The following is an 11,834-nucleotide window of genomic DNA, read 5'->3' as shown; positions in this document are numbered from 1 at the left end:
GTACGGGTGCGCCGGGGCCGCGCCTGAACCAAACGTTTCGGGTTTCAGGGGGCTTTTCAGAGCCCCCTGAGAAGCCGTTTCCTGGGACGAAGTTTCACGAACGGCGGGCGTGGGGGCGCTGGGGGCGCGCCTGAACCCAAAGCTTTGAAGGGATCCCGGGGAAACTTTCTCGAAAGCTTCCCCAGGTTATTTCGTCATCGTTCCCTCGGGCGTCTCCAGAAGCAGCAGAATCTGTTCCTCCGCGCCGGTGGAGGCGTTGACATAGACGAGGATTTTCTGCGCGTCGTCGCCTTCGCCCGCGCGGGTCTGGAACTCATAGGTGAGCACCTCGTTCTGTCCGCTGGTGGGGATGAGCGCGAGCCGCTCGGAGAGCACGGTCAGCGAGGGACTCACCGATTGGAGGGCCTCCTCGGCGGTGATGGCGGGCTCGCCCAGGGTGCGGTCGCGGTGGTTGTTGATATAGCCGCGCGCATCGTAAAAGACGATGCTGCCGTCGTCGAGCGCGACGCCGACCTTGATGAGGTCGGTGTAGAGGATGACGTTGCCGCTCGTCGCGGCGTAGTTGATCGTGCAGACGCCGTCCGCCTTCTCATAGTAGGTGGCGCGCATGTCCTCATAGCCGAGCGAGGTGAGGTAATCCTCCCCGAAACGAAAGATCGCGTCGTTGCGCAGGCGTTCCTCGCCGATTTCGCGGCCGTTGATCAGGTAGGTGACGAGCCCGCCCGCCTTGGTCACGCCGATGCTCAGATTTTCCGCCTTGAAGGTGTAGGAGGGCATGTTGGAATTTTCGTCGTCCGCGCGGGCGAGGTCCCCGGGGTTGAGGCGGGCGGCCGAAGCCGCGGCCTGCTGCGCCGCGTCGGGGGTGACGGTCGGGCGCCCATAGGTGAGGCGGGGCCGCCGGGTGAGCAGGTGGTCGGAGAAGGGCCCGTCATAGATGAGGGTGGGATATCCGGTCATCGTCTGCTCCACGTCCTCAAACCCGGCGGATACGCCCGCGGGCCGGGTGCCCTCGGTGTCGTCGCCGCCGTCATGACGCGCGGTGCGCAGGGCAGTCACGTCGATGCGGCCGTCCCGCACCTGCCGCTCGACCCCGCCGACATAGTCGTTGAGCTTGGCGGCGTATTCGCGCAGCGCCTCCGCGTTCTGCCGGTCCTCCTCGGAGAGCTGCGCGCCGGCCGCCACCTTTTTGGAGAGCGCCATCGCGTAATCGCCCACCTGCGACAGGAACTTATAGGTGTTGTCCATGTGCAGGTCGCTCACCGGCAGGGAGGAGAGGGCGGATTTCGCGCCGCCGCTCTCCCGCCAGATGCGCGCGGACATCTGGGAAAGCTGCGTGGGGGTGCCGACATACTGGCCCTTTTCCAGGTCGGCGGAGATGTTCGCGAGATAGCTCGACAGCTCGCCGAGCGCGCGGGCATAGGTGTTCTCGAGCTGGAGGCGGTAGTCGCGCGCGGCGGCGTGCTGCTGCACGGCGATGCCGGCGGCCACCAGCAGGACGGCGGCCAAAAAGCTGATGATGCGGATGAGGGCTCGTTTGGAGAGGGCGACGTTCATGAAGGTACCTCCCGGAAAAATTGTTGAAATTCGGATATACACCCTGTTATTTTGTGAACAAATATTGAAAATATGAGAATTTTGGTGGACATTCGTTGAAAAAAAAGCGGAATTGCGCTATACTAAAACGGATAATAGGGCGGTATGCGCCTTGGCAGAGATGGGAGCAGGGGATTGATGGAAGAAAAAACGGCATATCTGGATAACGCGGCGACCACGCGCGCCTGTCCGGCGGCGGTGGAAGCGGCGGCGCGGATGATGCGGGACTGCTTTGGGAATCCCTCCTCCCTGCACGCAATGGGGCTTGCCTCGGCGCGGGAGATGGCTGCGGCGCGGGAGGCGGTCGCGGCGCTGCTGGGGTGTCAGGCCGAGTGCGTGACCTTCACCTCGGGGGGCAGCGAGGCGAATAACCTCGCGGTCTTCGGCGGCGCGGCGGCGCGCGCGCGGCGCGGAAAAAAGCTCGTCACGACGGCGGCGGAGCACTCCTCCGTCTCGGAGGCGATGCGGCGGCTCGAGTCGGAGGGCTGGGAGGTCGCGTACGTGAAGCCCGGCCCGGATGGGAAGCTCGACGCCGGGGCGTTCGCCGACGCGGTCGACGAACGCACGGCGCTCGTCAGTATGATGCTCGTCAACAACGAGACGGGCGCAATCTTCCCGGTGGCGGAAGCCGCGAAGCGCATCCGCCGCAAAAATCCCGAGACGCTCATCCACTGCGACGGGGTGCAGGCGTTTGGCAAGCTGCCGCTGCGCGTCTCCCGCATGGAGATCGACCTGATGAGCGTGAGCGGGCATAAAATCTGCGGACCCAAGGGGTCCGGGGCCCTCTATATTCGCCGCGGCGTGCGCGTCCTGCCGCAGATCTGCGGCGGCGGGCAGGAGCGGGGGCTGCGCTCGGGCACCGAGAACCTCCCGGCGATCGCCGGGTTCGGCGCGGCGTGCGCCGCGCTTAACGGGAAGGTGCCGGAGAATTTCGCGCGCGCCGAAGCCCTGCGGGACCGCCTGCGGGAACAGCTTTCGGAAATGAGCGGGGTGCGGCTGATCTCCCCGGCGGACGGCTCCCCCTACATCGTGAATTTTTCGGTGCCCGGCTACCGCTCGGAGACGATGCTCCACTTTCTCGAGAGCCGGGGGGTCTTTGTTTCGAGCGGGTCGGCCTGCTCGAAGGGGGCAAAAAGCCCCGTGCTTTTGTCGATGGGGCTGCCCGCCCCGGTGGTGGACGGCGCGCTGCGCGCGAGCTTCATCTACGGGACAAGCGAGGAGGAGCTGGACATGCTGGTTTCGGCCCTCCGCGAAGGAATCGCCAGGGTGGCGCACAAATAACAGGATGGGACAGGGAAACGAATGAAGGAACTGATACTGCTCAAATGCGGCGAGCTGGCGCTCAAGGGGCTCAACCGCCGCTCCTTTGAGGAAGTGCTGATGAAAAACTGCCGGCGCAGGCTGGAGACGCTCGGGAGCTTTAAGATCCGCAGCGCCCAGTCGACGATCTACGTCGAGCCGGAAAGCGAAGAGATCGATATCGACGAGGCGGTCGACCGTCTTTCGCGCGTCTTCGGCGTGGCCGCGCTCACCCGCGCGGCGATCGTGGAAAAGGACTTCGCGAAGATCCGCGCGGCGGCCCCGGGCTATCTGCGGGACGCGCTCGAGGGGGCGCGGACCTTCAAGGTGGAGGCCAAGCGGTCGGACAAGACCTTCCCGATGAAGTCGCCCGAAATCTGCATGGAGATGGGGGCCGCGCTGCTCGAGGCGTACCCCCGCCTCACGGTGGACGTGCACCACCCCGACGTGACCGTCTACGTGGAGATCCGCGAGGTGGCGGCCTACCTGCACACCGACCAGCTCCACGGCGCGGGAGGGCTCCCGGTCGGCACGAGCGGGCGGGCGATGCTGCTCATTTCCGGCGGCATCGACAGCCCGGTGGCGGGCTGGATGATGGCCAAGCGCGGGCTGGAGGTCATGGCGGTGCACTTTGTGAGCCCGCCCTACACGAGCGAATTCGCGCTCGAAAAGGTGCGCACCCTCTGCAAAAAGATGTCCGCCTGGTGCGGGCGGGTGCGGCTGGCGGTCGTGCCCTTCACCGAGATCCAGGAGGCCATCCGGGACAACTGCCCCGAGGACATCTTCACCGTCGTGATGCGGCGGATGATGATGAAGATCGCCGCGCGGATCGCGCGGGAAAACGGCTGCGGCGCGCTCATCACGGGGGAGAGCCTCGCGCAGGTGGCCAGCCAGACGCTCGACGCGCTCGCCTGCACCGATGTGGCGAGCGACCTGCCGGTGCTGCGCCCGGTGATCGGCATGGACAAGGACGAGATCGTGCGGATCGCCAACAAGATCGACACGTTCGAGACCTCGATCCTGCCCTACGAGGACTGCTGCACCGTCTTCACCCCCCGGCATCCCAAGACAAAACCCCGCCTCGGCTACGTTCTGGAGGCGGAGAGCCGCCTGGACGCGGAGGCGATGCTCGCGTGTGCGACGGAAAACACGCGGATGGAAACGATCGGCTAAAACGCCGCACACCAAGAAGAAGGAGGGTTTTGCTTGATCGCTGAGATTATCGGCGTCGGCGCCGCCCTTGCCGAGGACGGCGCGCTGGCGGCAAACACCCGGTTACTCGAAAAGGAACTCGGAACCTGCGGGATCGAGGTGGGGGCTTCCGCCGCCGTGGGGACCAGCGTGCAGAGCCTGCGCGCGGCGATCGCGCGCGCGCTCGGGCGCAGCGACGTGGTCATCCTGATGGGCGGGCTCGGCCCCGGGCCGGACGGCATTGCCAAGGAGACCGTCTGCGAGGGGCTCTCCCGCCGCCTCGTCATGCACGAGCCGAGCCTCAAGCGGATGAAGGAGGCCTATGAGCGCGCCGGGCGGCAGATGCCACAGCAGGTCGCCAGGCTCGCGATGATGCCCGAGCAGTCGGTGGTCTTCCCCGGCGTGCGCGGGGTCACCCCCGGCTGCGCGCTGTCGGCGGGCAACCAGTTTCTGCTGATGGTGCCCGAGGACCCGCGGGAGTTCGTCCCGATGTTCCAGCACAGCGTCATGCCCTATCTGGCGAAGTTTTCCGACGCCGCCGTCGTGACCCGCACGGTGGGCGTCTACGGCCCCGATGAAAAGGAGATGCGCGAAAAGCTCGGCCCCATCCTGCGCTCGCAGAACCCGGCCGTCGCCGTCTATCCCCGGCGGGGCGAATTCCAGGTGCGCGTCACGGCGCGCGCCGCCGACAAGGCGCAGGCCTCGGCCATCTGCGCGCCCGTCGTGAAGGAGATCGAAAAGCGCCTCGGGGAGGCGGTCTTCGGCGTCGACTGCGGGCCCCTCCCGCAGGTCGCGGCCGGACTGCTGGCCGGGGCGAAGCTCACCGTCAGCCTCGGCGAGGCGTGCACCGGCGGGTCGCTCGGGGAGCTGCTCTCCGCCGCGCCCGGCGGCGCGGGGACGGTCGCCTACGGCGTCTCCGCCTACTCCGACCGCATCAAGCAGGATTCCCTCGGCGTGTCCGCCAAGCTCCTCAAGAAATACGGCCCCGTAAGCCCGCAGACGGCCGCCGCCATGGCGCAGGGCGCGATGGAGAAGGGAAAATCCGCCCTCGGGCTCGCGGTTACCGGCAACGCCGGCGGACGCGGCGAGGACGCGAAGCGGACGGGAACCGTCCACATCGCCCTCTGCGACGCGAAGGAGGTCTGGACGAGGAGCCTTTCGCTCCCCAAGGACACCCCGCCCGAGGCGATCCGCTACGCCGCCTGCCTGGCCGCGCTCGACCTTGTGCGGCTGTACATAACCGCCCTGCCGGGAAGGCTCCCGGGCGGGGCGCCGCTGAAGGACGCGGCGGCGGGCAGGCTGTCCGCGCCGGCCGCGGCCGGCGCGAAGGGGGAGGGCCCCGGCGCGCAGAAGAAGAAACGCGGCTTTCTCGCGGCGGTCTTCCCGGCCAGAGGGGACGCCCCCGCCGACGTGGTGCGCAAGCTCATCCTCATCGTGGCGGTCTGCGTCTTCATCGGCTCGGCGGCCTACCTCGTCAGCTTCTACGGCGGCTCGGCCAAAAACCGCAGCCAGAACGAGGAGATCGCCAAGGCGTACAGCGCCGCGCTCGGCATCGAGGACGACGGCAATATCGAGGTGCCCGACGGCTATCCCGCCGGATACCAGAAGAAGTTCGCCAACCTCTACCAGATCAACGAGGACGTGGCGGGCTGGCTTTCGATCGACGGCACCCAGGTCAACTACCCGGTGGTGCACTATATCGACAACAGCTACTACCTGCGCCGCGATTTCTACCGCAAGGACAACAAATACGGCATCCCCTGGCTCGAGGCGAACGACTCGATGGAGCCGCAGAGCGACAACTACATCATCTATGGCCACAACATGACCGACGGGCAGATGTTCGGCGAGCTGATGAAGTACAAGGGCGCGAGCGGCACCAAGGATTTCGCCAACCCCACGGCGGGCATCGAGTATCTGCGGGAGCACCCGGTCATCTCCTTCGACGACGTCTACCGGGACAACGACTATAAGATCATGGCCGTCTTCATCACCAACGCCAAGGAGGCCTACGGCCCGATCTTCTATTACAACACCTACCTGGACCTCGGCGACCAGGCCACCTTCAACACCTTCGTCGACGAGATCACCAGCCGTTCCTACTACAGTTCCAACGTCGACGTCCAGTTCGGCGACAAGTTCCTCATGCTCTCCACCTGCTCCTACGAGTTCGGGCCCGTCTCGGACGACGCGCATGTGCGCACCGTCGTGGTCGGGCGCCGGGTGCGCGACGGGGAGAAGGCGGACGGCAGCGACATCACCTACAGCGTCAACCAGAACGTCAAGCTGCCCGCGGGCTTCGCGGGCGGGCAGGCGACCGCGGAGGCGGTCAAGAACGCCAAGACCGAGTCGGCGGCGGGCCTCGTGCCCGAGCTGCCGGGCGCTTCCGCGGCGGCCAGCGCCGGCGCGTCGGGCGCGGCGGGCGGTTCCTCCGCCGCGGCGTCCCCGTCCTCCTCGCAGAGCGCCGCGCAGACGGAGTACGACGATCGGGCGCTCGGTTACGCCGACGACGCGCAGTACGCGCTGAAAAAGGCCCGCGAGGCGCGCGATGAGGCGCAGAACTACCTCGACAGGGCCGGGCGCGGCTCGGCGGGCGCCTCCGAGGCGCGCGGCGCGGCGGACAAGGCGGCGCAGGCGATGGACCGCGCGAAGCAGGCCTATTACGACGCGCTCGACGCGTCCGACCTCGCGCGGGAGATCTACGAGAAGCATCCGTCCGGCGTGACCAAGCAGGCGTACCAGGACGCGCTGGCGGCGGCCAATTCGGCCAAGAAGGAATTTGAAAAGGCGGAGCAGTACGCCGACGAGGCGGAGAGCATCGCGCGCGACAAGGAGAAGGAGTCCGCCTCGTCGAGCAGCAGCACGGCGAGCACGGTGACGCCGCCCGCGTCGAGCGAGGCCGCGCCGCCCCCGGCGAGCAGTGAAACGCCTCCGCCCCCGCCCGCCTCGAGCGAGACGGCGGCCTCCTCCGAGGCGCCGCCGCCCAGCGAGCCGGAGCCGGAGCCGGAACCCGAGCCCTCCCCCGAGAGCAGCCAGCCGGTCGAGGAGACGGGCGGCGGCGACGAGGGCGGCGAAGGGGAGACGCAGGTCGCGGCCGCGACGGTGCGCAGCTCCGCCAACGACAAGCTCACGATCGTGACGGGAGGCAAAAAGACGACCGGGCGCGCGACGGACATCGTCGCGCGGGTCGTCATGAACGAGATGGGCGCGGGCTTCGAGGAGGAGGCGATCAAGGCGCAGGCGGTCGCCGCCTACACCTTCATCAAGCAGCAGAACAAGAGCGGCATCACCCCCTACCTCGGCACCAGGACGCCGAGCGACGAGGTGTACGACGCGGTCGAGGAGGTCGCGGGCGAGGCGGTCTACTACAAAAACAAGCTCGCCTTCACCCCCTTCTACGCGACCTCGGCGGGCGTGACCATCGCCTCGGAGGACGTGTGGGGCGGCAGCTACCCCTACCTCGTGTCGGTCGACAGTGAGATCGACGAGATGGCCAGGAACTATGAGGTCAGCGTCAAGCTGAGCGCGGACGCCGTCGCCAAAAAGGTGAAGAGCGCCCTCAAGATCGACCTCTACGACTACAGCGACGACCCGGACGACTGGTTTGACATCGAGGACTACACCGAGGGCGGCATGTACGTCAAGTCGGTGCGGGTGGGCAGGAAGACGGTGACCGGCAGGGTCCTGCGGGAAAATGTGCTCGGCCTGCGCTCCGCCGCCTTCGAGATCGACTATTCCTCCCGCCGCGACGAGTTCACCTTCACGACCTACGGCTACGGCCACGGGGTCGGCATGAGCCAGACGGGAGCCAACCTCTACGCCGCCGAGGAGGGCTGGGACTACCTCGACATCCTGAAGCACTACTACCCCGGCACCAAGGTCAAATAGGCCGGAGCCCCCGGCGGGGGCGGGCCGCCGGGCGGCGGCCCGCTTTTTCGGCGGCATCCGGGAGTTTTATAAAATTTCCTCTCCACAATCCGACGGGAATGTGCTATAATTTGAAATTGTAACTGGACTGTTTGGGGCGGCGGGGCCGCCGGGAGAATGATAAAGAGGATAAAGAGGGTTTTCTATGAATCTGCTCAAAAAGTTCCTGCGCGGGGTCTACTATTTCTGCGTGGGCGTTAAGTCGGCCGTGTGCGACTTCCTTGACTGGTACACCAACAACCGGAGCATCCCCCGCGTGCTGCGCAGCCGCGCGTCCCTCGCGGTGATCGTGCTCGCGGTGGCGGCCGGAGGCTGGGGGCTCGTCTCGGCGGTCTCCGGCATGGACCTCACCCGCAGGGAGCCCGTCTCCCCGAGCTCCTCCGTACAGGAGGAGCAGGCCTCGCAGCCGCAGCAGCCCGTCTCCGAGGCGGAGCCTGTTTCCGCGCCTGCGGAGCCGGCGGAAAGCAGCCAGCCGGAGGTGGACGCGCTCGCCGGCGCGACCCGTTACGAGCCGGTGACGGCGGTGCAGCTCTCCCGCCTGCTCAAATCCCGCGCCGAAACCTATGAGAAGGAGGAGGGCGCGACCTTCACGCCTCCCGCCGCCGGGGACATCGCCGGGTGGAAGGCGGTCAACCCCGACGTGTTCGGCTGGATCACCATCGCGAACACCAACATCAGCTACCCGCTCGTCTACAACGCGAACACCAATTTTTACACCAGCCGCGGCTACTATAAAGAGGCGAGCCGCAACGGCGTCATCTGGGCGGACGGCGACACCAAATTTGACGCGAACGGCGAGATCACCTCGCGCAACTGCGTGCTCTACGGGCACAACTGGACCAACTGCTGGCGGCCGGTGCGCATCGGCAATCCGGGCGACGTGATGTTCGCCCAGCTCGCCGCCTACGACAACGCCGAATTCGCCAAGGCGAATCCCTACATCCGCGTCGCCACGCTCGGCGGCGACCACCTCTACCAGGTGTTCACCGTCTTCTACACCGACCTGAGCTTCGGCTACAACTACGCGGACGGCGCGGTCGTCAACCAGATCATCTCGACCGCCAAGGCCAAGAGCATCCACGACTTCGGCGTCACGGTCGGCCCGAACGACAAGATCATCACCCTCTCCACCTGCACGCGGGTGCTCGGCGCGGGCGACAACCAGCGGTTCGTCGTCATGGCCAAGAAGATCTCCTAGCGGACACCGGCAAAACGGCCCTCGTCTGAGGGCCGTTTTTTAAAGGAGGACATCCCTTTGAAGGACCTGATTTTTTCCATCCTGCGCCCCTTTCTCGAGGCGTATGCGATGCTGCGCTACAAGTCGATCTGGGGGCTCAAGGCGCGCCTGCAAAAGCGCCCCGGCAAGCTGATGAAGCTCACCTACGGGAACTATTTCCTGCGGCGGGGCAGCTTTGTGGGGCTCGACAGCGAGTTCGTCGGGACGCCCTGCTTCCCGCACGGCGTGCAGGGGATTTTCATTTCCAACGGCGCGAAGCTCGGGCGGGACGTGGTCATCTTCCAGCAGGTGACGATCGGCTCCAACACCCTGCCCGGCAGCAAGTGCCCCGGCGCGCCCACGATCGGCGACAACGTCTATATCGGCGCGGGCGCCAAGATCGTCGGGGGGATCACCGTCGGGGACAACTGCCGGATCGGCGCCAACGCGGTGGTCTATGAGGACATGCCCGCGAATTCGGTCGCGGTCTGCGCCCCGACCCGCATCCTGCGCAAGGAGGCGCTCGACAACACCTACACCACGACGCTCGACGGGGTGGACTACTACTTCCGGGACGGAAAGCTGCACGTCGACCGCTGACGAATGAAAAAAGGCCCGCGCTCTGCGCGGGCCTTTTTTCATGTTACGCGCGCGCGCCGCCGCGGCGAACGGCCCCGGGTCAGGCCTCCCGCTGGTCGACCAGCAGGTCGATGAAGCCGTCTACCAGGCGGCGTTCGGCGGGGGTGCAGCCCTCCAGCTTGCGCAGAATGTCGCTGTTCAGGTAGTTCTGCTCGTGCGTGCTCGTGCCCAGCAGGAGCTCGTCGGGCGTCACGCCCAGCGCACCGCACAGCTTGACGACCGTTTCGAGGCTGGGGATCGAACGGCAGTTCTCGATGTGCGAGATGTAGTTGTTGGTGACGTCCGCGCGCTCCGCGAGCTGTTCCTGCGTCAGGCCCTTGCGGCGGCGCAGATAGGCGATCCGCCTGCCGAGCAGGCTGTAATCCACATACATTTGTTTCCGCTTCCCTCCCTGCGCGCCCCGTGCACGGACGCGCCTATAATAAAAGGATAATGAAAAGCGCGGCAAAGAAAACTCACTATAAATCCTAAAGTACTTGTATTTATAATTATGATGCGTTATAATACGATTATACTTTGCGTGATTGTTGAGGTGGGGGATATGCGGAGATCCGGCCGGATCGCGGCGGGCCTGTTCCTGGCGGCGATGCTCTTCGCCGCCGGGTGCGGCGCCGCGGCCTCCGAACCCGCCGCCCCGCTTCCGCCCGCCCCGTCCGCGCCCCTTCCGGACGGGATCCCCGAGCCGGTGAGGCGCGCGCTCGCCCGCACGGAGGAACGCAGGGGGCGGACGGAGCTGATCGTCGTGAGCGTCACCCCGTCCGGGGAGGGACTGGCGGTCCTCCTCTGTGTGCGCGCCGGGGAGGGCGTCTGCGCCGACCGCTACCTCTGGCGGGACGGGCGCCTGCTGGAGGGATAAACCGACCAAAACGCGCGGCGGCCGCCGAGAAATCCCGGCGGCCGCCGCGCTGTTCTATGGGAGAATAGGAAGTCAGTCAGAAACTTTGCCCATCGTTTTGAGGGGATCGACCCACGCGCCGCCGACCTTCATCGCAAAATGGAGGTGGGGATCGAGGGAGATTTCACAGGGGATATCGCCGACCGTGCCGATCGCCTGGCCGACCTGGACGCTGTCGCCCTCCTTGACGGAGGTCTTTTTATCCAGTCCGCAGTAGATCGAGGTGATGTCGTCGTGGTGGAGGATCTCGATGGTCATGCCCATCAGCGGGTCGTCGCGCACGGCGGTCACCTTGCCGTCGCAAACCGCCTTGACCTGCGCGCCCTTGTCGGCCTTGATATCGATGCCGTCATGGGTGCGCCATTCCTTCAGCGTGGCGTTCTTGACAAGCTCACCGCCGCTGTAGGGCGCGAAGATCTCGCCCGAGATCGGCAAGACGAAGGAGGAGGGCTGCGGCTCGGGCTGCGCCTTTGCCTCTACGGAGGGCTCGTCCGGTTTGGACGCAGCCGCGGAGGAGGACGAAGGCGCTGTAGACGAGGAGGGCGAGGCCGACTTGTTGCCGTCGACGCCGACGCCGCTCTGCGCTTTTCCCGCCTCCTCCAGATCGGGGAAACCGTAGGCCGGCTCCTGTGTGCTGGATGGGGCCTGCTGTTCGATCACGCGGTCGTTATTTTGATCGATCCGCTCGATGGTTTTGTCTACCGCCACCCATGCGGCGGTACCAGCTCCCACCACACAGATCGCAAGGGCAATGTAAAAACCTTTTCCTGCCATGAATTTACTGAATTTGCTCTTTGGATTATAAGAATCATTCATTTTGTGGTTACACCTCCGGTATTATTTTGAACGCTAGGCAAGCGCTTTATACTCCGATAAAATTTTCTTTCTTTCCCGTTTGGGGAGCGGCGGCCGCCGCCCTGCGGCCAGGGGTTTTTGCGCGCCCCTCCGGGGCGCTTTGGATTTGCCTCGCTGTGCCCGGCGGGGCTTTAGATGCGCTCCTCGCCTGCGGCGAGCGCCGCAGAGCGGCGACGCGCATTCAAAGAGGGCCACAGGCGCCACTTGTCCCTTCGGGAC

9 protein-coding genes are annotated in these 11,834 nt (G+C 66.0%); 6 read left to right on the top strand and 3 right to left on the bottom strand.

The genetic code is table 11. The annotated features are described in order from the left end of the window. Positions 1-186 precede the first annotated feature (186 nt). Complete coding sequence (gene ypeB, locus ACZO3G_RS06300; RefSeq protein WP_276871800.1) at positions 187-1,554, bottom strand: germination protein YpeB; 1,368 nt, start codon at positions 1,552-1,554, stop codon at positions 187-189. Positions 1,555-1,731: 177 nt separating this feature from the next. On the opposite strand from ypeB, the gene ACZO3G_RS06295 reads away from it, so the two are divergent. The 5 genes from ACZO3G_RS06295 to ACZO3G_RS06275 all read left to right on the top strand — a co-directional run bounded on the left by ACZO3G_RS06295 (position 1,732) and on the right by ACZO3G_RS06275 (position 9,826). After that, positions 1,732-2,874, top strand: a complete 1,143-nt coding sequence (locus ACZO3G_RS06295; protein ID WP_276871796.1) for a cysteine desulfurase family protein — start codon at positions 1,732-1,734, stop codon at positions 2,872-2,874. 21 nt (positions 2,875-2,895) lie between these two features. Then, on the top strand, positions 2,896-4,065 hold the full coding sequence (gene thiI / locus ACZO3G_RS06290) for a tRNA uracil 4-sulfurtransferase ThiI (RefSeq protein ID WP_276871795.1): 1,170 nt from the start codon (positions 2,896-2,898) through the stop codon (positions 4,063-4,065). Between the two features lie 33 nt (positions 4,066-4,098). Further along, the gene (locus ACZO3G_RS06285; protein ID WP_277138571.1) at positions 4,099-7,971 is read left to right on the top strand and encodes a nicotinamide-nucleotide amidohydrolase family protein; all 3,873 of its coding nucleotides are present in this window, start codon (positions 4,099-4,101) and stop codon (positions 7,969-7,971) included. Positions 7,972-8,155: 184 nt separating this feature from the next. After that, on the top strand, positions 8,156-9,208 hold the full coding sequence (locus tag ACZO3G_RS06280; protein ID WP_276871793.1) for a class B sortase: 1,053 nt from the start codon (positions 8,156-8,158) through the stop codon (positions 9,206-9,208). A 57-nt stretch (positions 9,209-9,265) separates the two neighbouring features. After that, on the top strand, positions 9,266-9,826 hold the full coding sequence (locus ACZO3G_RS06275) for a serine acetyltransferase (protein WP_276871792.1): 561 nt from the start codon (positions 9,266-9,268) through the stop codon (positions 9,824-9,826). Positions 9,827-9,905: 79 nt separating this feature from the next. Here ACZO3G_RS06275 and ACZO3G_RS06270 read toward each other — a convergent pair whose 3' ends face one another. Then, positions 9,906-10,238 carry a helix-turn-helix domain-containing protein gene (locus ACZO3G_RS06270; protein WP_121587054.1) on the bottom strand — a complete coding sequence of 111 codons (333 nt, stop codon included), beginning with the start codon at positions 10,236-10,238 and terminating at the stop codon, positions 9,906-9,908. A 168-nt stretch (positions 10,239-10,406) separates the two neighbouring features. Here ACZO3G_RS06270 and ACZO3G_RS06265 point away from each other — a divergent pair, with 168 nt between their 5' ends. Then, positions 10,407-10,721, top strand: a complete 315-nt coding sequence (locus tag ACZO3G_RS06265; RefSeq protein ID WP_276871790.1) for a hypothetical protein — start codon at positions 10,407-10,409, stop codon at positions 10,719-10,721. Positions 10,722-10,793: 72 nt separating this feature from the next. On the opposite strand, the gene ACZO3G_RS06260 is transcribed toward ACZO3G_RS06265, so the two are convergent. Continuing rightward, positions 10,794-11,492 (bottom strand): M23 family metallopeptidase, encoded by a 699-nt coding sequence (locus ACZO3G_RS06260; RefSeq protein ID WP_207654173.1) that lies wholly within the window; start codon positions 11,490-11,492, stop codon positions 10,794-10,796. Between the last annotated feature and the right edge of the window lie 342 nt (positions 11,493-11,834).

The sequence above is a fragment of the Anaerotruncus sp. genome (genome assembly GCF_057433415.1).
Note: the sequence above shows the minus strand (reverse complement) of the source record. Positions and strands in the feature narration are given on the sequence as shown.

Excerpts from the sequence above, each read along its gene's own strand:
- ACZO3G_RS06280 (WP_276871793.1), top strand. The coding sequence starts at position 8,156 with ATGAATCTGCTCAAAAAGTTCCTGCGCGGGGTCTACTATTTCTGCGTG.
- ACZO3G_RS06265 (WP_276871790.1), top strand. The coding sequence starts at position 10,407 with ATGCGGAGATCCGGCCGGATCGCGGCGGGCCTGTTCCTGGCGGCGATG.
- thiI (WP_276871795.1), top strand. The coding sequence starts at position 2,896 with ATGAAGGAACTGATACTGCTCAAATGCGGCGAGCTGGCGCTCAAGGGG.
- ACZO3G_RS06270 (WP_121587054.1), bottom strand. The coding sequence starts at position 10,238 with ATGTATGTGGATTACAGCCTGCTCGGCAGGCGGATCGCCTATCTGCGC.
- ypeB (WP_276871800.1), bottom strand. The coding sequence starts at position 1,554 with ATGAACGTCGCCCTCTCCAAACGAGCCCTCATCCGCATCATCAGCTTT.
- ACZO3G_RS06295 (WP_276871796.1), top strand. The coding sequence starts at position 1,732 with ATGGAAGAAAAAACGGCATATCTGGATAACGCGGCGACCACGCGCGCC.